Raw genomic sequence first — 19305 nt, 5'->3', positions numbered from 1 at the left:
AATAAGAACTCCTAGGCGCCGAATTCAGCGCGACAATCCTCGAGCCGTCGCTTCTGCTGGCCGTCGCCATCGAAATTGGCCGGGTCGAGCCACGCTTCGTAAGCCTTGCGCAACGCCGGCCATTCCTTGTCGATGATCGAATACCATGCGGTGTCGCGGTTTTCACCCTTGACGATGAGATGCTGGCGGAAAATGCCCTCGAATTTGAAGCCGAACCGTTCCGCCGCCCGCTTCGACGGCTCGTTGCGGTTGTTGCACTTCCATTCGTAGCGGCGATAGCCGAGCCCGTCGAAGATGTATTTCATGAACAGGAACTGCGCTTCCGTGGCTGCCGGCTTGCGCGAAATGAGCGGTCCCCAATAGATGTTGCCGATCTCGATGACGCCATAGGCCGGATCGATGCGCATCAGCGTCTGGCGCCCGGCGACCTTGCCGCTGGCCTTGTCGATGATGGCGAAGAACAGCGGATCTTCGCTGGCCTCGACCTTGTCCAGCCATGGCTGGAAGGCGGCACGGGTTTCCGGCGGATAATCGGGCAGCCAGGCAAAGCGGCCGTCGACATCGGACACCGAGGACGCTTCGTAGAGCCCATCACCGTGCTTTGCGGCGCTCAGCGGTTCAAGCCGGACGTATCGACCGTCGATGGGCTTGCGCTCGGGTCGCGGACGCGGTTGCCAGTCTTTGAGATTTTCCGACACCAAAAACTCCAATCCGTTTGACTTTTGCGGGCCAAGGCTCACAAAAACCCGACCCAACAGTAAGAACCACACGGACGGGAAAAATGCTCCACACGATTTCGGCCTTCGACCGTCTCGGCGAGGAAAATGCGTTCGCTGTGCTGGCGCGGGCAACGGCGCTGGCTCAACAGGGCCGCGACATCGTCAATCTCGGCATCGGCCAGCCCGACTTCAAGACGCCGCGGCACATCGTCGAGGCCGCCATCAAGGCGCTGCGCGACGGCCACCATGGCTACACGCCGGCAAACGGGCTTCTGGCGACGCGCGAGGCTGTGGTGCGGCGCACGCTGACCACCACCGGTGTCGAAGTGTCGCCAGAGACGGTGATGGTCCTGCCCGGCGGCAAGCCAACCATGTTCGCCGCCATCCTGATGTTCGGCGAGCCCGGCGCCGAGATCCTCTACCCCGATCCCGGCTTTCCCATCTACCGCTCGATGATCGAGTTCACCGGCGCGGCACCCATTCCCGTGCCGATGCGCGAGGAGAACGGCTTTGCCTTTTCCGCCGAGGAAACGCTGGCGCTGATCACCTCCAAGACCAGGCTCTTGATTCTCAATTCGCCGGCCAACCCGACCGGCGGCGTCACGCCCCGCGCCGAGATCGAGAAGCTGGTCAGGGGCCTGGAGAAGCACCCAGACGTCGCCATCCTTTCCGACGAGATCTACGACGTCATGACCTATGACGGCGAGACGCATTGCTCGCTGCTCGGCTTCCCCGAGATCCGCGACCGGCTGATCGTGCTCAATGGCTGGTCCAAGACCTGGGCGATGACTGGCTGGCGCATGGGCTGGTCGATCTGGCCGAATGGCGACAAGGGCGCTCATCTCTACGACAAGGTGCGCAAGCTGGCGGTCAATTGCTGGTCCTGCGTCAACGCGCCGAGCCAGTTCGCCGGCATCGCCGCCATCGACGGTCCGCAGGACGACGTCGACAGGATGATGCGCGCCTTCGACCGCCGCAGGAAGATCGTGGTCGAGGGACTGAACGCCTTGCCCAACATTTCCTGCATCACCCCCAAGGGCGCCTTCTACGCCTTCCCCAACGTGTCGAAGACCGGCTGGAAGGCAAAGAAGCTGGCTTCCGCCCTGCTCGACGACGCCGGCGTGGCGCTGATCGGCGGCCCCGATTTCGGCATTCTCGGCGAAGGCTACATCAGGCTCTCCTACGCCAACTCCGAGGAAAATATCTTGCGGGCGCTGGAGCGGATCGGAGCCTTCCTGGCGAAGTGAGCTTCAAAGCGGCCTGCTGCCCTCTCCCGGACGGTGTCATGAGCCGTCCGGAGGCGCGCGGCCAAGACTGGGCGTGCATGTCGAGAACGGCTACGGTCCTCGGAGATCAGGATCGAAGTGGGGTGACATCCGAATGTTCTATGCAATCCTTGCCTATCATGTGGAAGACGCAATCAAGGCGCTGACGCCACAGGAAGACGCGGCGCTGATGACCGACCTGCTCAATATCCATGAAGGGCTCTATGCCGACGGCAGCCTTGGCCCCTCGGCGCGGCTTGGCGCGACACAATCGGCCTGCACCTTGCGCGACGGCATCATCGTCGATGGCCCCTTCGCCGAAACCAAGGAACAGCTTCTCGGCCTCTATGTCGTCGATTGCCCGACGCGCGATGATGCCATCGCCATCGCGCGCGAGTTTCGACGCGTCAACCCGACCGCCGTCTACGAGATCCGCCCCGTTCCGCTCTATCTGCCCGGCGTTCCGTTGGAGACACCGCCTCAGGGGTAGGGAGCATGATCCCTTAAAAGGGGAACCTGGTTTCTCAGACTAGCCACGCCCCACGAATGGCATCTTGGTCGCCATCACCGTCATGAACAGCACATTGGCGTCGAGCGGCAGGCTGGCCATGTGGACGACCGCGTCGGCAACATGCTGGACATCCATCACGGCCTCGGCGGCGATGGAGCCGTTGGCCTGCGGCACGCCGACGGTCATCGGCTGCGCCATGTCGGTCAGCGCATTGCCGATGTCGATCTGGCCGCAGGCGATGTCATAGGGGCGGCCGTCGAGCGCCAGCGTCTTGGTCAGTCCGGTGATGGCGTGCTTGGTCGCCGTGTAGGGCACCGAGCCCGGGCGCGGCGCATAGGCCGACACCGAACCGTTGTTGATGATGCGGCCACCCATCGGCCGCTGCTTGCGCATGGCGCCAAAGGCGGCACGCGCGCACAGGAACGAACCGGTGAGGTTGACGCCGACGACATCGTTCCACACCTCGACCGGGATCTCGTCGATCGGCGTCGACTTGTAGCCCATGCCGGCATTGTTGAAGAGCAGGTCGACGCGACCAAAGGCCTCCGCCACGGTCTCGAAAAGATCATCGACCTCGCCGGCCTTGCTGATGTCGCAGGCAACCGCCAGCGCCTTGGCGTCGGAGGGGCCAGCCTCGGCGACCGCGGCGTCCAGCACCGCCTTGCGGCGACCGCAGAACACCGTGTTCCAGCCGGCCTTGAGCAATGCCGTGGCGACGCTCTTGCCGATGCCCGTGCCGGCGCCGGTGACGATGGCGGTTTTCTCGGTCATGGCAGTTGTCCTCCGGCAGCGCCCGCGCGTGCCCGCTTGATTTTCAGGATCTGGCTTCAGAACAGAAGGCATCGCAAATGACGGCAGCGATGGCAAGCGGAGCGGCAAGCTCACGTTCCCGAAAAGTGGAACCCGGTGTGCGGAAGCGGCCTCATCCGGGCCGACAAAAAGGGCGGTCATTGGCGACCGCCCTGATCTGAACCGGACTTGGGAGGAGGAAAGCCGATCCGACTGTGTAGAATCATGCGCTTCCTGAGTTAACGAAGGGTAAACGCAGGGGGCGCCTGTGCCGATATGGGCTACCAGCGCGGATTGGGCGAGGTGCCCGCCTTGGCGGCCGGCACCTTGGCCGCGGAAACCGTCGCCTCGACATGGTCTACCAATGCGTCCGGCAGGCCAAGCCGGCCGGCGAGCAGGTCGAGATAGCCGCGCTCGGCGCGCGTGTCCGGGTCTATGGTCAGGCGCGACGCCGTGTAGAGCTCGAGCTTCTGCGCGTCGGTCTTGGCACCCGCCACCAGCGTGTCGAGATCGAGCGGGCTTTCCAGCTCCGCCATCAGGAATTTCTCGGCGTCGGAGCCGATCCCCGAAAGGCTGAGCTTGCCGGCGATCTTCTTGCGTTCCTCCTCGTCGACATGGCCGTCGGCCTTGGCCGCCGAGATCATCGCGCGAACAAGCGTCAGCGTGAACTCATCCTCGCCCTGTGGCGCCTGCGACGGGTGGAAGGCGGTGTCCTTGGGCGGCGGCAGCAATTCCGGTTCACCGGCGGCGGGCGCCTGCTCCGGTGCGTTGCCGGCCTTGTAGTTCTGGTAGGCCTTGTAGGCGAGGCCGCCGATGGCAGCCAATCCACCGAGCTTCACCGCGGTGCCTGTCACCTGGCGCCCGGCGCCGGTTCCAAGCAGCACCGCCGCCAGCGCGCCGGCTGCCAGCGGATTGTCCTTGGCCATCTGCACGGCCTGGCCCGCCTTGTCGCGGACGGTGCCGCTGGTGCCGGGAATTTGCGAGCCGAGCAGATCGTCGAGAAGCTTCTTGGGATCGAACATCAATGCCTCCAGGATTTGCCCGGCTGAACGGGCAGGTTTCGAACGTCGAAGACGTAGGTCCCGAAGCCTGGCATTGCAATGACAGGCTGCCGCTTGGCAGCAGCCAGGTGCCGGGATCAGGAGCCGATATGGGGGCCCTTGCCCCGCGCTTGCGCGAGTTCGACCTGGCGCTGGCGCTCGGCGTAGCGCTTGCGGTCTTCCTCCGAGCGGGCATCGAAGCAATGCGGGCAAGAGATACCGGCGGCAAATTTCGGCGACGACCGCTCGCTTTCCGTCAGCGGATGGCGGCAGGCGCGGCAGAGTTCGGCGTCCCCCTCGGCCAGGCCATGCGACACCGAAACGCGCTCGTCGAAGACGAAGCACTCGCCCTGCCACAGACTTTGTTCGGCCGGAACCTCCTCGAGATATCTGAGGATGCCGCCCTTGAGGTGGAACACATCCTCGAAGCCGAGCGACCTGACATAGGCGGTCGCTTTCTCGCAGCGGATGCCGCCGGTGCAGAACATCGCCACCTTGCGGCCTTCGAGCTCCGCCCGGTGCGCTTCCACCCAGGCCGGAAACTCGCGAAAGCTCGCGGTCGCCGGGTCGATCGCCCCCTTGAAGGTGCCGATCGACACCTCATAGGCGTTGCGCGTGTCGATGACGATCGTGTCGGGCTGCGAAATCAGGGCGTTCCAGTCGGTCGGCGCGACATAGGTGCCCGCACTTGTCGCCGGGTCGATGTCCCCGACGCCCATGGTGACGATCTCGCGCTTCAGCCGCACCTTCATGCGGTGGAACGGCATTTCCGCAGCTTCGCTGTACTTGACCTCCAGGCCCGCCAAGCCCTCGACGGCCTCGATATGGTCGATGAGTTCGGCGATCGCTGCTTCGCTGCCCGCGATGGTACCGTTGATGCCTTCATGCGCCAGGAGCAGTGTGCCCTTGATGCCGCGTCCGCAACAAAAGGCCGCAAGCGGCGCGCGCAACGCTTCGAAGGCGTCGAGCCGGGCAAACCGGTAGAGCGCGGCGACGCGGACGGGTTGGGGTGGCGCGGACGGTGTCATTGCCAGAGCAACTAGACGCTCGTAAAAGCCGATTCAAGGCGAAATGGGTTCGATGGCCTGTTTCGGTGGCTTGTTTCGCTTGCCTGTCATGGCCCTGTCGGGGAAGAGACGGTAAGCTGTCCGATGGCGCGTGACATCGCGACGCGACCAGGTTCGTGGACAGGCAAACACCCGTCTGCTAATCGGTTGAAATAGCCTTTTACATGGAGAGACAGATGCCCAGCAAGACCGAAAAACTCCTGTCGCTTCTGAACGGTCAGCCGGTCATTCCGGTGCTGAAGATCACCGATGTCGCCAGCGCGGTGCCGCTGGCCCGTGCGCTGGCGCGCGGCGGCTTGCCGGCGATCGAGATCACGCTCAGAACCGCCGATGCGCTGGAAGCGATCCGGCGGGTCGCCGCCGAGGTCGAGGAAGCCATTGTCGGCGCCGGCACCATTCTGGACAGCGGGCAGTTCGACGAGGCAGCCAGCGCCGGTTCGCGCTTCATCGTCAGCCCAGGCATCACCCGCGAGCTTCTGGCGGCGGCCGCCGACAGCGACGTTCCGCTGCTGCCCGGCGCCATCACGCCCGGCGAGATCATGGCCGCGCGCGAGGCCGGCCTGCGCTTCCTGAAGTTCTTCCCCGCCGAGCAGTCGGGCGGCATCGCCTCCTTGAAGGCCTTCGCCTCGCCGCTGGCCGACGTCAAATTCTGCCCGACTGGCGGCATCACCGGCAAGAACGCGGCCGACTACCTCAGCCTGCCGAACGTGATCTGCGTCGGCGGTTCCTGGGTCGCGCCCGACGACATGGTCAAGGCCGGCAAATGGGACGAGATCGAAGCGCTGGCGCGCGCCGCGAGCCAGCTTCGGCAATAGCCATCGCTCACCAGGGCAACGGACCATTCTCATCGAAATAGCCGCCGGTGGGGCCGCCGGCCTTCAGCGTCGCCAACTGCACGATGATCCCGGCAGCCTGCTGCACCGTGCGGCCGCCCTTGTGCGCATTGAGGTCCGTCGCGGTGTAGCCGGGAGCGGCAGCGTTCACCATGATACCGAGCGTCGAAAGCTCCCGGGCGAAGGCCACGGTGATGGCATTGAGCGCTGTTTTCGAGCTGCCATAGCCCATGACATTGGGCGATTGGCTGTTGGCTGCGGCGCGCGCGATCGAGCCGAGATAGCTGCTGACCATAACGATGCGGGCGGCGGGCGATGCCAGGAGGAGCGGCAGGAATGCCTGAGTGACGCGAACCGGACCGAAGACGTTGACGTCATAGGTGGCCTTCATGTCGGCGACACTCTCGCGGCTCGGCGGCCGTTCGTAGCGGCCGTCCGGCCCCAGCGCATCAACATAGCCGGGGGCAATGCCGGCATTGTTGACCAGCGCATCAAGGCTGGATATCCGCGCCGTCAAGGTTTTGGTCGCGGCCTTTACGCTGTCGTCGCTGGCGACGTCGAGTTCGAGCCATTCGACGTCGAGCCCTTTGTTGCGCAACATCTTTGCCGCGGCCTCGCCGCGCTCGGCATCGCGGGCGCCGAGCCAGACCTTGAACCCCATGGCCGCCAGCCGGCGAGCGGTCTCGAGGCCGATACCCTTGTTGGCGCCGGTGACCAGCGCATTCACTTTCGTCGTCATATCCGTGTCTCCTTCTCGGTGAACCTAGAAATGACCTGCGTCGGCCGGTTTCGCGCGCCGGATACTCGCGTCCTCTTGCCTAATCCTCTCAACCGGTTGCGCAGTCCGCATGGATCGGCAATGCTGAAGACATGGAAGAAGCCCTGCAGGAATTGATCGCGATCGCCGGCCGCCATGCGCATGGGAGGCGCACAAAGACAGCCATCCCGCGTGTTTCCATCGGCCGCAGCGAGGTTGCGACCCCGCCGCTGCCCGAGCTTTGCCAACCGACGGCGCTGTTCGTGCTGCAGGGGACGAAAACGGTGCTGATCGGCGACCGCACGCTTCGCTATGGCGCCGGCAGCTATTTCGTCTATGCGGTGGAGACGCCCGCCACCAGCCAGCTCATCGAGGCGAGCAGCGCCCGTCCCTACGTAGCCGTCGCCTTCGCCCTCGATATCGAGCTGATCGCCGCCCTGATCATCGACCACAAGCCGGCGCTCGACGGCGACAGCTTCGTGACCAACCGGGCCGATGACGAACTGCTCGATGCATGGCGCCGCATGCTGCGGCTGCTCGACCGGCCTGCCGAGATTCCCGTGCTCGCGCCCATGTTCGAACGCGAGATCGCATTCCGCCTGTTGCAGGGTCCGCAAGGCGCGAAGCTTCGCCATCTCGCGCGCGCTGACGGCCGCTTGTCACAGATTCGCCGCGCCACCGCCTGGATACGATCGCACTACAACGAGCCTATCGACGTGACGGAATTGGCCGAGCTCGCGCATATGAGCAACGCTTCGTTTCACCGCCACTTCAAGGCGGCAACCGCGATGAGCCCGATCCAGTATCAGAAGCAGGTCCGTCTGCTGGAGGCGCGTCATCTGCTGATCGCCGAGTCGGGCAACGCCACGCGCGTCGCCTTTGCCGTCGGCTATGAAAGCGCATCCCAGTTCAGCCGGGAGTATGCGCGCCATTTCGGACTGCCGCCGGCGCGTGACGCCGCGCGGCTTCTGGCCAAGGGCGAAGCAGCTACGCTGGAAATCGACTGATGCCCGCCGCGCGGAAGTGACCACGGTTTGGGGAACGAAAGCTCGCGGTGACTTCCCGACAGGTCAACTCGGAACCAGTGCAAGAGCCGCGTCAGCCGGCATATGAAAAGCCCGGCTGGCTCTCGCCGACCGGGCCAATTCACCGGATCCTATCGGTCTTGGATCAATTGCAGACCCTGACCTTGTCGACCACCCTATGGTGATGAACCCAATGCGTGACCACCTTGGTCCTGCAGTGATGCTTGCCGTTCTTGATGATCACGGTTTCGGCTTGCGAAGGAGCAATCGCAGCGGATGCTGCCGCCAGTGCCAGAACTGATGCCAGTAGAATCTTCTTCATGAATATCCCCAGGTTGGAACGCGCCGATAGTAATCTGGAAATGGGTCCATCGTTCCGATCTCACGAGAAGTTCAGTCTCGCGTGGTCTGGCTCCCGACGGTGATGACCGGCGAGCCTTTCAGGCATCGAATGGGTAATATTGAACAGCAAAAAGCCGCGCAGGCTGCCCAGCGCGGCTTTGCGATTGGCTGGTCGGTTACTTCGTCTGGAAGCGGGCGACCGACATGAACTTGACAGCGTTGCCGGTGAAGCGATTGGGATCGGCCACCGGGTCGCCCGATTGGAAGCCGGCCGTATAGACTTCGCTCGGCGGGGTATGCACGATATTGTAGGCGTAGCCCGGTGCCGTCGTCGCGCTCGAAACGGCGGCGACAGTCTCGCCGCTGGTCAGCGCCCAGCGGGCGGCCTGAGGCGCGGCTGCAACCACAACGGCCCTGGGGCCGGGCTTCTGGTCGCGGGCGGTGGCCCTGGCTTCCTTGCGGGTCGTCTTCACGCCGGCGCCGATCGCGGCTGCCGGATCGGAACCGGCCGGACGGGCGGCAACGGCCTGGCGAGGCGATGCCGCATCGACGGCGGACGGATCGTTGAAGGCCGAGCGCGGTTCCTGGGACAGCGAGGCAAGCTGGTATTCGTCATCGCCGCCGACCTGTGCATTGGCGACCGGGGCATTAGCGGCCGGGGCGTTGACAACCTGGGCATTGGCGATCTGGGCATCGGCTTCGTCGAGCACGGCCTTGACCGCATCCGGCTTGGCCGGTGCCGGCCGGGCAGTCGGCAGCACCGAGAACGCATCCGTGGCGGACTTGTCCTGATCAGCCGTCTCGGCCAGCGCCATCAGCACATCCTTGCTGGGTGGCGGTGCAAGATCAGCCGGCAACGAGTGTTCGGGACGCCAGGTCGGCAATGGGATGTTGTTGACGGCAACCTGCGCCGGATCGGCCGCGGCGGCAGCCGCCATCGCCGCGGGGTCGGCCTTGCCGAAAGGCATGTTCGCCGGCGCCTGCGCGGTCGCCACGGCCTGTTCGGTGGTGGCCGTCGCATCCGCCGTGGCGAACGGAACATTCTCAGGCTGCTGCACGCCGACATCAGCCTTCGGCCGCGGTGCGAAGTCCGGCAGCGGAATCTCCTTGGCAGGCAGCGCCGCGATGATCGTCTCCGGCGTGTCCGTCTGCGGCTCCGGAGCCTGCTCGTCGGCGACCTGCGGAATTTCGGCGCGCTGCGCATTCTCGGGCGCGACGATAGCGATACCCGGCAGGTTGCTACTCTTGGCAGTGGCCAGCGGCTTCACGTTTCTCGGCTTGGGCGCGGGTGCGGCCGAAGCGGTTTCGACATCGGCGCTGTCGTCGGCTTCATCATCGCCGCCGCCAAAGAACGCCGAGAGGAACCCGCCGGACTTCTTGCTGCTGCCGCCGGCGCTTGCCAGTTCGATGTTGGGTGTGCCGGAGCCCCTGCGCGCCTTGTATGAAGCGAGCGCCTGTTCATAGCCTGGCAGAGGCCGGCCGTCGCTCGGCACATGCAGCGTCTTGCCATTGGGGAACAGGCCGACCAGTTCCTGGCGACTGATGCCGGGCCAATGGCGTACATTGCCAACGTCCATGTGGACGAACGGCGAACCGGAGGACGGGTAATAGCCGACGCCACCACCCTGCATCTTGAGGCCGATGTTGCGCAGCTTCTTCAGCGGCACGCCGGGAATGTAGAAGTCCATCGCCTTGCCGAGCATGTGCTGGCTCTTCTCGGCGACGCCCCGGCTGCGGCTGCGCAGCATCGAGTTGGTCGCCGGCGAGCGGTAGCCGCAGACGACCTGGATGTAGTCGGTGGCGCCGCTTTCCCGATACGCCTCCCAGACCAGGTCCAGCAGGCGCGGATCCATCTTGGTCGGCTCGTTGCGCCGCCAGTCGCGCAGGATGATGTTGATCTTCCTCAGACCCTCGGGAATGTAGCGGCCATTGCGCTTGTAGACGATCTCGGCCTTCTCGTGGGTGTGGAGGTGATAGAGCTTCAGCGAACGAACTTCGGCCTGGGCGCCCGTGGCGGCCGCGGCAACAAAACCAAATGCGACAATCACCGCTGCCAGCCATCTCGGCCAGACGCGCAAATGATGATGCCGCCCGTTTGTGAGTCGTTCGATTCTGTTCAAATCAAAAGGCCTTGCAGGCTGCCGTTTGTCCCCGGATTTGCCCAAACGGATGTGTCGTTTTCACATCCGAATATCGATCCTAATGGTTAATCATCGCTTATTGAAGCCGAAATGCGGTAACACCATGGCGATATCCCGTCAAAAATTGTTCGCAGGGTTTCTTGGTAAACCGCTGGTTTAGATCACGTTTCCGCCCTTGGCCGAAACACGATCTGTTACCATTAGCCTTAATGCGTGATCGCCACCTGTCGGGCACCGCTCTCAGTCCGTCATAATCCGGCCGGGACGGTGCAAGGACTGCACCATGACAGGGCAAGCTGGTCCCGGCCTTACGCCGCTCAGGAGGCGAGGCGGTCGATACGCCCGGTTTCCGGGTCGATGCCGTATTCCTTGAGCTTGCGGTAAAGCGTCGAGCGGCCGATGCCGAGGCGGCGGGCGACTTCGCTCATCTGGCCGTTGTAGTGATCGATGGCGAGCTTGATCATCTCGAGTTCGACATCGGCCAGTGCCCGCACATTGCCGCGTTCGTCGAGCGCCCTCACCGTGCCGAAGCGAGGCTGCGTCCTGACAGCTTGATCGTGCACACTTGCCGGAACGGCATCGCCGGGCACGACATCCTCATCGCGGGGCTCCAGCGGTGGCGGCGCAAGACCGTCCGCTTCCTGATCGCCATCGGTTTCGAGGTTGACGGTGCCTTCCACCTGCGCCCGGATCTGCGGGAAATCATCGACCGTCAGCACGTCGCCTTCGCACAGCACGGAGGCGCGGAAGACCGCGTTCTCCAATTGCCTGATGTTGCCCGGCCAGTCATAGGCCTGCAGCACGGCAAGCGCCGCCGCCGAAATGCCCGTAAGGCGATGGCGCGGGTCGGCAGGCGCCACCTTCTCCATGAAATGCGCGACCAGGTGTGGGATGTCGTCGCGGCGGTCGCGCAGCGGCGGCACGAAGATCGGATAGACGTTCAGCCGATAGAACAGATCCTCACGGAACTTGCCGTCCTTGACCTGCTGCAGGAGGTTGCGGTGCGTGGCCGAAATCAGCCTGATGTCGACCCTGACGGTGGCGCGGCCGCCGACCGGATCGACCTCGCCGTCCTGCACGGCGCGCAGCAGCTTGACCTGCACGTCGAGCGGCAGGTCGCCGATCTCATCGAGGAACAGCGTGCCCGAATGCGCTTCGACGAACTTGCCGGTGTGCTTGTCGGTGGCGCCGGTGAACGAGCCCTTCTCGTGGCCGAACAGGATCGATTCGACCAGATTGTCGGGAATGGCGCCGCAATTGACGGTGACGAAGGGTTTCGATCGACGGTCGCCGCTGCCCTGGATGGCGCGTGCCACCAGTTCCTTGCCGACACCGGATTCGCCTTCGATCAGGATCGGGATATTGGACGCCGCCGCTTTCTGGCCAAGGCGTATCACCCTGTCCATGGCCGGACTGTGCGTGATCATGTCCTTGAAGGTCAGCAGTCCGCCGCGCTTGCGCGACGTGCGCTTTACCTCGCCCTCGACCGCCTCGACCTTGAGCGCATTGGCGATCGCGGCCTGCAGCCTGTCGGGCGAAGCCGGCTTGACGACGAAATCGAACGCGCCATGGCGCATCGCCGAAACCACGGTTTCGATGCCGCCCTGGGCGGTCTGAACGATGACCGGCACGCTGATGTCACGCTCGCGCATCGCCTTCAGCACACCGATGCCGTCGAGGCCGGGCATGATCAGGTCGAGGATGACGACGGAGACGTCGCGGGCGCCGGGCCCGTCGAGCACTTCGAGACCCGCGGCACCGCCGTCGGTGACGATTGCGGTATGGCCGAACCGCGTCACCGCCGCCTCGAGCAGCCGGCGCTGCACGGGATCGTCATCGACTATGAGAATGGAACCTGTCATGACTGTCTTGAGTTGCCCGCGCCCGAAATCCCCATGGATCATCTTGGCACAGGGTTCTAAATAAGGTTTCAAAAAACCCGGTGAACGAATTCCTTAGGATTTGACCGGCTTCTCCATTCCCTTTGATCCTGAGCCCAGATTCTGACCCGTTGATTACAGAAGGTATTGTCGATGCGCATGATGTTTGGTCGGCGGCTTGCGGCGCCAGCATCCGGTCAGGGCGCGGCCGGGCTTGGCGATCTGCCGGAATGGAACCTTGCCGACCTTTACCCTGGCATGGACGCGCCGGAGCTGAAGCGTGACATCGCCAGGGCCGCTGCCGATGCGATCGCCTTCGAGGCCCGCTGGAAGGGCACGCTGGCGGCCGAAGCCGAGCGCGGCAGCGCCGGCAGGCTGGGCGAGGCGCTGGTGGCCTATGAGGCGCTGGAGGAACTGATCGGCCGCATCGTCTCGTATGCCGGCTTGATCTATGCCGGCAACACGGCCGACCCGGCGCGCGCCAAGCTCTATGGCGACATCCAGGAGAAGATGACCGATGCCAGCGCGCATCTTCTGTTCTTCGCGCTCGAACTGAACCTGATCGACGACGCGGCGATCGAACGCGCGCTGGCCGGCGACCCCGCTTTCGGCCACTACCGGCCCTGGGTGCTCGACCTCAGGATGGACAAGCCCTATCAGCTCGAGGACCGCGTCGAGCAGCTTTTCCATGAGAAGTCGATCACCGGGCGCGGCGCCTGGAACCGCTTGTTCGACGAAACGATGACCGACCTTCGCTTCGACGTCGATGGCGAGGAACTGACGCTGGAGCCGGCGCTCAACCGCCTGCAGGATGCCGATAGCGACGTGCGCCGCCGGGCCTCCGAGGCGCTGGCCGCGACCTTCCGCAAGAATTTGCGCACCTTCACCCTGATCACCAACACGCTGGCCAAGGACAAGGAAATCTCGGACCGCTGGCGCGGCTTCGAGGACATCGCCGATTCACGCCACCTTGCCAACCGGGTCGAGCGCAGCGTGGTCGATGCGCTCGCCACCGCCGTGCGCGAGGCCTATCCGCGCCTGTCGCATCGCTACTACCAGATGAAGGCGCGGTGGCTTGGCATGGAGGTGATGAACCACTGGGACCGCAACGCGCCGCTGCCGGAGACGCCGCAAGCGGTGATCGGCTGGGACGAGGCCAGGAACACCGTGCTGTCTGCCTATCACCGCTTCTCGCCTGATATGGCCGAGATCGCACGCACCTTCTTCGACCGCAACTGGATCGACGCCCCGGTGCGCCCCGGCAAGTCGCCCGGCGCCTTCGCCCACCCGACCGTGCCGTCGGCTCACCCCTATGTGCTGCTCAACTACATGGGCAAGCCGCGCGACGTGATGACGCTGGCGCATGAACTCGGTCACGGCGTGCACCAGGTGCTGGCCGCCGGCCAGGGCGCGCTGATGGCCTCGACACCGCTGACGCTGGCCGAGACGGCCTCCGTCTTCGGCGAGATGCTGACCTTCCGCTCGTTGCTCGAGCAGACCACCGACAGGCGCGAGCGCAAGGCCATGCTCGCCCAGAAGGTCGAGGACATGATCAACACGGTGGTGCGCCAGATCGCCTTCTACGAATTCGAGCGCAAGGTGCATGCCGAGCGCCGCAACGGCGAACTGACATCCGACAGGCTTGGCCAGTTCTGGCTCGAGGTGCAGGCGGAAAGCCTCGGACCCGCGATCAAATTGCGCGAGGGTTATGAAGTGTTCTGGACTTACATCCCGCACTTCATCCATTCGCCCTTCTACGTCTATGCCTATGCTTTCGGCGACTGCCTGGTGAACTCGCTCTATGCGGTCTACCAGAACGCCGAGCGCGGCTTCCAGGACAAGTATTTCGAGATGCTGCGCGCCGGCGGCACCAAGCATCACTCCGAGCTTCTTGCGCCGTTCGGTCTCGATGCCACCGATCCGGCCTTCTGGCAGATCGGGCTCGGCGTGATCGGCGGTCTCATCGACGAACTGGAAGCGCTCGACGGTTGAGACGTCTCGCGCCGGCACGGAACAGTTTAGCCGGAATGCATGTTGGGCCAGCACCATTCCTGGCTAAATATCTGTTCTTCAACAACTCTCGGCGGCAAGTTTTCCGATAGCTTTCCGCAAGCCCTATGGTAGCCTTCGCTCCAAGCTCAGCCGGAGCGTACGCGGATCGGCGAGGAAAAATCTCGGCCGACCGTGGCGCTCCTGCGAACGCGACAACGGCCGTTGGCATGGCAGCAAGCCGATCGCCGACAGCTCGACCGAAGCCGGCTGTTCCGCGCCGCGGAATCACCATCAAGTAGTCCTTCGCCGAAGGTCATGAATCCATACCGCGGCAGACGGATCTGACTGGAGAGAGACAATGGGCACTTTTTTCTACATGCTCCTGGCGTTCCTTGTGGGTGTGTTGGTTGGCTGGTTCATCTGGGGACGTCTGCGTGGTGAGCTCGACAGCTTGCGCGGCGATCTCGACCGCACCCGCAGCGAGCGCGACAGGCTGCGTGCCGACAGCGACCGCCTGACGGGTGAACTGAATGCCTGCGGCAAGACCCGCTGGGATCTCGAGCGCCAGCTGCGCGACGCGCAGGCTTCCGCCGGAGCCGGCGCCGCAAAGGCCGCAAGTCAACCGTCGGCCGCCCTGATGTCGACGCCGGCCGCGGCCAAATCCACTCCGGCAGCGGCCAAGGCCGCGCCAGCCAAACCGGCCGCGGCAAAGCCGGCGGCGGCCAAGGCACCAGCCAAACCCGCTGCGAGCAAATCCGCGGCCGCCGGCTCGGCAACCAAGAGCGCGGCCGCTCCCAAGGCCTCAGCAGCGAAGAAGGCCGCGCCGCCGGCGGCCAAGGCCGCCTCCGGCAAACCCGACAATCTGCGCCGGCTGATCGGTATCGGCCCAGTCAACGAGAAACTCCTCAAGGCGCAAGGCGTGACTTCCTTCGCCCAGATCGCCGCCTGGACCGCCGCCGACATCAAGCGTATCGAGGACGTGATGAACTTCGACGGCCGCATCGCGCGCGAACGCTGGATCGAGCAGGCCAAGCTGCTCGCCGCCGGCAACGAAAAGGAATTCGCCAAGCAGTTCCCGACAGCCGGAACCGCCAGCAACACCTGAGCGATAGACACAGCGATTAACCGGCGGCGCCAAGACGCCGCCGGTTTGTTTTGAGCGGACAGAGCCGGCAGAGGTCGGCCCGGCAGAGGTCGGCCCAACAGAGGTCGGCTTTGAGTGGCAGCGTGCCGTTCCCTCGATTGCGCGCGAACGGCCCCCCATATAGAGCGGTCAACGGCTTCATTGACCGCAGCACCCGAGTCCCATGTCCCTGCCCGCCGCCATTTTCCGCAACGACGAAAGCGCGCGCCAGCTCGTTTTCGACCGGCCGGCCGATATCATCGTGGCGCATGCGGCAAAGGACTTCCGGCCGGCGCTGGAGGCCGCGCAGGCCGCGCACGATGCCGGCAAGTGGCTGGCCGGCTATTTCTCCTACGAAGCGGGTTACCTGCTCGAGCCGAAGCTGGTTCCCTTGCTGCCAAGCGGACGCCGAGCGCCGCTGGTCTGCCTCGGCGTTTTCGATGCCCCGGTCGAAGAAGCGGTGCCTCAGCGCGCCGCGCCGACCAACGGCCCGATCTTCGATGCAATGGCGGCATGGTCGTTCGAGGATTACGAGAAGCGCTTCGCACGGCTGCACCAGCACATCAGGCAAGGTGATTGCTACCAGGGCAATCTGACCTTTCCGGTGCGGGCGCAATGGTCGGGCGACCCGCTTGCCGCCTTCGATGCGCTGACCGAACGCCAACCGGTGAAGTATGGCGCACTGGTCGCGCTCGGTGACCCCGTAGTGCTGTCGCGCTCGCCCGAACTGTTCTTCGAGATCGACGCCGGCGGTATGATCGAGACGCATCCGATGAAGGGCACCGCACCGCGCGGCGCGACCAAAGCCGAGGACGAACGGCAGAAAAACTTCCTGCGCAACGACGAGAAGAACCAAGCCGAGAACCGGATGATCGTCGACCTCCTGCGCAACGACATCTCGCTGATCAGCGAGGTCGGCACGCTGGACGTGCCGGCGCTCTTCCGCATCGAGAGCTATCCGACCGTCCACCAGATGGTGAGCGACGTCAGGGCGAAACTGCTGCCCGGGCTCTCGATCCGCCAGATCTTCGCGGCGCTGTTTCCCTGCGGGTCGATCACCGGCGCGCCGAAGATCCGCGCCATGGAAATCCTGCACGCTCTGGAAAGCACGCCCCGCGACGTCTATTGCGGCGCCATCGGCTGGATCGCACCCGGCGGCACCATGCGCTTTTCGGTGGCGATCCGCACCATATCGCTCTTTTCCAGCGGCGAGGCCGTCTACAATGTCGGTGGCGGCATCGTCTTCGATTCGACGGCGCAAGAGGAGTATCAGGAGTGTCTGCTCAAGGCCCGCTTCGCGACGGGGACGCCACCGATTTCGAGCTGATCGAGACCATGCGGTGGCAGCCGGACAGCGGTTTCCTGCGCTTCGATCGCCACCTTGCGCGCCTCTATGGCTCGGCGGCGGAACTGGGCTTCAGCCATGATCCGGACAGGATCGGCGAGGCCCTGAGCAGCGCGGTCGGCGGCTCCCCCATCGCCATGCGCACGCGGCTCGCACTGTCGCGCCGTGGCGAGGCGAGCGCCTCCGCGCAACCTTATGAACCGCTCGCCGCCGACAAGGTCTGGGTGCTGCGGTTGGCGCGGACAAAGCTCGATTCAGGCAATATGCTGCTGCGCCACAAGACCAGCCGGCGACAGCTCTACACGCATGCCCGCTCCGAATATCTCGTCACCCAGGCCGACGAAGTGCTCCTGGCCAATGAGCGTGGCGAAATCTGCGAAGGCACGATCACCAATGTCTTCGCCGATTTCGGCGACGGCGTGCTGGCAACGCCCCGACTCGACTGCGGCTTGCTGCCTGGCGTATTGCGCGCTGAGCTTCTGGACGAAGGCCGCGCCCGGGAAGCGATCTACAGCTTGGACGAGTTGAAATCCGCCAAGGCGTTGTTCGTCGGCAATTCGCTGCGCGGACTGATCCCGGCAAAATTGATCTGAACCATGACCTCCTTGCCCACCCATACGCCCTATGACGGCTCGTCGAAACTCTTCACCATCGGGCTGAAGCCGCTCGATCCGGCGGATTGGATCGAGGTCGACGGCCATCTTCTGCCCTACCTCGCCGAGAAGCGTCGGCTCTATGCCGAAATCCCGGAGCGGGTTTTCGTCGAGGAGGAGGAGGGCACGCGGGATGCACAGCAGGAAGTGCTCGAATTGCTCGGCGCGTATCTGCCTGGGAGATTTCCGCGCACCCATCGCCGCACCGATATGGGCATCGAGGTGATGGACGCCGCGAGCCACCCTGCCGTCCCTTCGGGTCTCGCCGACGCACCGCTGGTCGCGGCCTCGCTGCTGGTGCAGGAGGACCTGATCCTGATGCGCCGCGACGACAGCGGCTGGCGGCTCGCCGCGGGTTCGCTGTGCTTCCCCTCATCCTGGTCGCTCCAGGAGAAGTTCGGCAAGCCGCTGCAGCAGATTCATGCCCCGGTGCCGGGTTTTGGTCCCGGTACCCGGCCTGCCGAACTCATCAACCGCATGTTCGACGGTCTCCAGGGCCAGGCGGTCGAGCGTTACAACTGGTCGATCCAGTCGGGCGATGCGCTGTACCATCCGCTGTCCAATATCGAGCGCATGGACCGCGCCACAAACCGGCCGACACGCTTCCCCGACGGTGACGTCAAGGCGCACGCCTTCATCCGTGTCGAGCGGCAGACGCTGCGCAAGCTTCCCGCGTCCGGCGATATCCTGTTCACCATCCGCATCCATCTCGACCCGCTCGCCGTGCTGGCACGGCATCCGAACCGGGCGACGCTGGCGCTGTCCTTCGCCGCCCAACTCGACGCGCTCGACCTTGCTCAGCTCGACTACAAGGGCCTGACATCGGACCGCGACCGGCTGGTCGAACGACTGAAGACGATGGCCGGCTGAAGCCGCCTACAGGCTGCCCGCCACGAAATCAACGAATGTCCTTGCCCTGACGCTGGCCTTGCGTCCGGCCGGAAACAGCGCCCACAATTCAACAGGCGGCAGCACCCAGTCGACCAGGATCGGCCGCACCGCACCGCTGCGCAGTTCTGCGTCGAACATCCATTCGGAGCCGACCGTGAAGCCGATGCCGGCAAGTACTGCCTCACGTATCCCTTCGGCGGAAGTCACGCGCAGCCGCCCTTGGCCGGCAAGCGAAATCTCTTCGGCGCCTCGCCGGAACGTCCAGCGATTGGAAGTGCCTGCTCGGACGAAAAGGATCGCCTCGTGCCGCGACAGCTCATCCGGCGCGATGGGTTCGCCCTCGCGTGCTAGGTACGAGGGTGCTGCCACTACGAGACGACGACAGGTGGCGATCTTGCGCCCGATATGAGCAGGGGCGAAGCTTTCACCCAGACGCAGCATGACATCTACCCCTTCCTCGACGAGGTCGACGTTCCTGTCGTCCATCGCCACCTCGACGTCGAGCCTCGGATGAGCTTCCAGGAACGCTTTCAGCCTCGGCACGACATGCAGGCGGCCGAAGGTTACCGACGTACCGATGCGCAGCAACCCGGTAAGCGCCGCCGCAGTGCCACGGGCCGCGTTCTCTGCTTCGTCGGCCTCGTCGACCGCGCGCTTCGCGCCTTCATAGAAGCTTAGGCCCGCATCGGTCGGCGAGAGACCTCGGGTGGTGCGCGACAGCAGGCGAACGCCGAGCCGCTCCTCGAGCTGAGCGATGGCCTTCGAGACGGCTGGCTGCCCGACGCGCAAATGCCGCGCAGCCGCCGAGAACGAGCCGGTTTCGATGACCCTTATAAAGGTGTTCATCACCATGAGCCTGTCCATCTATTCCACCTTGGAATTAGTAATATGTTTTTGTTCACTCTACCTGACCCACTCAGGAATGGCCAATT

Annotated in this window: 18 protein-coding genes; 9 read left to right on the top strand and 9 right to left on the bottom strand. The window is 64.5% G+C overall.

Annotated features, from left to right (window positions below):
- Nucleotides 1-11: 11 nt before the first annotated feature.
- Nucleotides 12-698 carry a GNAT family N-acetyltransferase gene (locus AC0NIH_RS09530; protein ID WP_473465046.1) on the bottom strand — a complete coding sequence of 229 codons (687 nt, stop codon included), beginning with the start codon at nucleotides 696-698 and terminating at the stop codon, nucleotides 12-14.
- A gap of 83 nt (nucleotides 699-781) precedes the next feature.
- On the opposite strand from AC0NIH_RS09530, the gene AC0NIH_RS09525 reads away from it, so the two are divergent.
- Both AC0NIH_RS09525 and AC0NIH_RS09520 read left to right on the top strand, forming a co-directional pair.
- Nucleotides 782-1966, top strand: a complete 1185-nt coding sequence (locus tag AC0NIH_RS09525; protein ID WP_473465044.1) for a pyridoxal phosphate-dependent aminotransferase — start codon at nucleotides 782-784, stop codon at nucleotides 1964-1966.
- Between the two features lie 133 nt (nucleotides 1967-2099).
- Nucleotides 2100-2474: a YciI family protein gene (locus AC0NIH_RS09520; protein ID WP_473465041.1), complete on the top strand. Its 375-nt coding sequence runs from the start codon at nucleotides 2100-2102 to the stop codon at nucleotides 2472-2474.
- A gap of 39 nt (nucleotides 2475-2513) precedes the next feature.
- On the opposite strand, the gene AC0NIH_RS09515 is transcribed toward AC0NIH_RS09520, so the two are convergent.
- The 3 genes from AC0NIH_RS09515 to trhO form a co-directional block, all read right to left on the bottom strand.
- Entirely contained in the window at nucleotides 2514-3266 is a 753-nt protein-coding gene (locus AC0NIH_RS09515; protein ID WP_140780022.1) for an SDR family oxidoreductase, read from the bottom strand.
- Between the two features lie 299 nt (nucleotides 3267-3565).
- Nucleotides 3566-4306, bottom strand: a complete 741-nt coding sequence (locus tag AC0NIH_RS09510) for a tellurite resistance TerB family protein (RefSeq protein ID WP_013893158.1) — start codon at nucleotides 4304-4306, stop codon at nucleotides 3566-3568.
- A gap of 116 nt (nucleotides 4307-4422) precedes the next feature.
- Nucleotides 4423-5352, bottom strand: coding sequence for an oxygen-dependent tRNA uridine(34) hydroxylase TrhO (trhO, locus tag AC0NIH_RS09505; protein WP_473465038.1), 930 nt, complete (start codon nucleotides 5350-5352; stop codon nucleotides 4423-4425).
- A 215-nt stretch (nucleotides 5353-5567) separates the two neighbouring features.
- On the opposite strand from trhO, the gene AC0NIH_RS09500 reads away from it, so the two are divergent.
- Nucleotides 5568-6206, top strand: coding sequence for a 2-dehydro-3-deoxy-phosphogluconate aldolase (locus tag AC0NIH_RS09500; RefSeq protein WP_473465036.1), 639 nt, complete (start codon nucleotides 5568-5570; stop codon nucleotides 6204-6206).
- A 7-nt stretch (nucleotides 6207-6213) separates the two neighbouring features.
- On the opposite strand, the gene AC0NIH_RS09495 is transcribed toward AC0NIH_RS09500, so the two are convergent.
- Nucleotides 6214-6963: an SDR family oxidoreductase gene (locus AC0NIH_RS09495; protein WP_473465033.1), complete on the bottom strand. Its 750-nt coding sequence runs from the start codon at nucleotides 6961-6963 to the stop codon at nucleotides 6214-6216.
- 131 nt (nucleotides 6964-7094) lie between these two features.
- Between AC0NIH_RS09495 and AC0NIH_RS09490 the strand changes: the two genes are divergently transcribed.
- Nucleotides 7095-7988, top strand: coding sequence for an AraC family transcriptional regulator (locus AC0NIH_RS09490; protein ID WP_473465030.1), 894 nt, complete (start codon nucleotides 7095-7097; stop codon nucleotides 7986-7988).
- Between the two features lie 163 nt (nucleotides 7989-8151).
- Here AC0NIH_RS09490 and AC0NIH_RS09485 read toward each other — a convergent pair whose 3' ends face one another.
- The 3 genes from AC0NIH_RS09485 to AC0NIH_RS09475 form a co-directional block, all read right to left on the bottom strand.
- Complete coding sequence (locus AC0NIH_RS09485; RefSeq protein WP_013893153.1) at nucleotides 8152-8328, bottom strand: hypothetical protein; 177 nt, start codon at nucleotides 8326-8328, stop codon at nucleotides 8152-8154.
- 196 nt (nucleotides 8329-8524) lie between these two features.
- Nucleotides 8525-10426 carry a peptidoglycan L,D-endopeptidase MepK gene (gene mepK, locus AC0NIH_RS09480; protein ID WP_473465028.1) on the bottom strand — a complete coding sequence of 634 codons (1902 nt, stop codon included), beginning with the start codon at nucleotides 10424-10426 and terminating at the stop codon, nucleotides 8525-8527.
- A 380-nt stretch (nucleotides 10427-10806) separates the two neighbouring features.
- Nucleotides 10807-12351 (bottom strand): sigma-54-dependent transcriptional regulator, encoded by a 1545-nt coding sequence (locus AC0NIH_RS09475; protein WP_473465025.1) that lies wholly within the window; start codon nucleotides 12349-12351, stop codon nucleotides 10807-10809.
- Nucleotides 12352-12522: 171 nt separating this feature from the next.
- On the opposite strand from AC0NIH_RS09475, the gene AC0NIH_RS09470 reads away from it, so the two are divergent.
- The 5 genes from AC0NIH_RS09470 (at nucleotide 12523) to AC0NIH_RS09450 (ending at nucleotide 18352) form a co-directional block, all read left to right on the top strand.
- Nucleotides 12523-14361 (top strand): M3 family oligoendopeptidase, encoded by a 1839-nt coding sequence (locus AC0NIH_RS09470; RefSeq protein WP_473465023.1) that lies wholly within the window; start codon nucleotides 12523-12525, stop codon nucleotides 14359-14361.
- A gap of 358 nt (nucleotides 14362-14719) precedes the next feature.
- A complete protein-coding gene (locus AC0NIH_RS09465; protein WP_473465021.1) occupies nucleotides 14720-15466 on the top strand; it encodes a proton-conducting membrane transporter in 747 nt (248 codons plus the stop codon).
- Nucleotides 15467-15668: 202 nt separating this feature from the next.
- Complete coding sequence (locus AC0NIH_RS09460; RefSeq protein ID WP_473465019.1) at nucleotides 15669-16811, top strand: aminodeoxychorismate synthase component I; 1143 nt, start codon at nucleotides 15669-15671, stop codon at nucleotides 16809-16811.
- Nucleotides 16760-17422: an aminotransferase class IV family protein gene (locus AC0NIH_RS09455; RefSeq protein WP_473465017.1), complete on the top strand. Its 663-nt coding sequence runs from the start codon at nucleotides 16760-16762 to the stop codon at nucleotides 17420-17422. Before AC0NIH_RS09460 ends, AC0NIH_RS09455 begins: the two co-directional genes overlap by 52 nt.
- A 3-nt stretch (nucleotides 17423-17425) precedes the next feature.
- On the top strand, nucleotides 17426-18352 hold the full coding sequence (locus tag AC0NIH_RS09450; RefSeq protein WP_473465014.1) for a heme-dependent oxidative N-demethylase family protein: 927 nt from the start codon (nucleotides 17426-17428) through the stop codon (nucleotides 18350-18352).
- A 6-nt stretch (nucleotides 18353-18358) separates the two neighbouring features.
- Here the strand turns inward: AC0NIH_RS09450 and AC0NIH_RS09445 are convergent, their stop codons facing one another.
- Nucleotides 18359-19237: a LysR family transcriptional regulator gene (locus AC0NIH_RS09445; RefSeq protein WP_473465012.1), complete on the bottom strand. Its 879-nt coding sequence runs from the start codon at nucleotides 19235-19237 to the stop codon at nucleotides 18359-18361.
- Nucleotides 19238-19305: the final 68 nt, after the last annotated feature.

This window comes from Mesorhizobium sp. WSM1386, from assembly GCF_055901595.1.
The sequence above is the reverse complement of the archived record's forward strand: the minus strand, read 5'-3'. Positions and strand labels throughout refer to the sequence as shown.

Excerpts from the sequence above, each read along its gene's own strand:
- AC0NIH_RS09475 (WP_473465025.1), bottom strand. The coding sequence starts at position 12,351 with ATGACAGGTTCCATTCTCATAGTCGATGACGATCCCGTGCAGCGCCGG.
- AC0NIH_RS09495 (WP_473465033.1), bottom strand. The coding sequence starts at position 6,963 with ATGACGACGAAAGTGAATGCGCTGGTCACCGGCGCCAACAAGGGTATC.
- AC0NIH_RS09515 (WP_140780022.1), bottom strand. The coding sequence starts at position 3,266 with ATGACCGAGAAAACCGCCATCGTCACCGGCGCCGGCACGGGCATCGGC.
- AC0NIH_RS09445 (WP_473465012.1), bottom strand. The coding sequence starts at position 19,237 with ATGGACAGGCTCATGGTGATGAACACCTTTATAAGGGTCATCGAAACC.
- AC0NIH_RS09470 (WP_473465023.1), top strand. The coding sequence starts at position 12,523 with ATGCGCATGATGTTTGGTCGGCGGCTTGCGGCGCCAGCATCCGGTCAG.
- AC0NIH_RS09460 (WP_473465019.1), top strand. The coding sequence starts at position 15,669 with ATGTCCCTGCCCGCCGCCATTTTCCGCAACGACGAAAGCGCGCGCCAG.
- AC0NIH_RS09500 (WP_473465036.1), top strand. The coding sequence starts at position 5,568 with ATGCCCAGCAAGACCGAAAAACTCCTGTCGCTTCTGAACGGTCAGCCG.
- AC0NIH_RS09520 (WP_473465041.1), top strand. The coding sequence starts at position 2,100 with ATGTTCTATGCAATCCTTGCCTATCATGTGGAAGACGCAATCAAGGCG.
- AC0NIH_RS09450 (WP_473465014.1), top strand. The coding sequence starts at position 17,426 with ATGACCTCCTTGCCCACCCATACGCCCTATGACGGCTCGTCGAAACTC.
- AC0NIH_RS09510 (WP_013893158.1), bottom strand. The coding sequence starts at position 4,306 with ATGTTCGATCCCAAGAAGCTTCTCGACGATCTGCTCGGCTCGCAAATT.
- trhO (WP_473465038.1), bottom strand. The coding sequence starts at position 5,352 with ATGACACCGTCCGCGCCACCCCAACCCGTCCGCGTCGCCGCGCTCTAC.
- AC0NIH_RS09525 (WP_473465044.1), top strand. The coding sequence starts at position 782 with ATGCTCCACACGATTTCGGCCTTCGACCGTCTCGGCGAGGAAAATGCG.
- AC0NIH_RS09490 (WP_473465030.1), top strand. The coding sequence starts at position 7,095 with ATGGAAGAAGCCCTGCAGGAATTGATCGCGATCGCCGGCCGCCATGCG.
- AC0NIH_RS09485 (WP_013893153.1), bottom strand. The coding sequence starts at position 8,328 with ATGAAGAAGATTCTACTGGCATCAGTTCTGGCACTGGCGGCAGCATCC.
- AC0NIH_RS09465 (WP_473465021.1), top strand. The coding sequence starts at position 14,720 with ATGGGCACTTTTTTCTACATGCTCCTGGCGTTCCTTGTGGGTGTGTTG.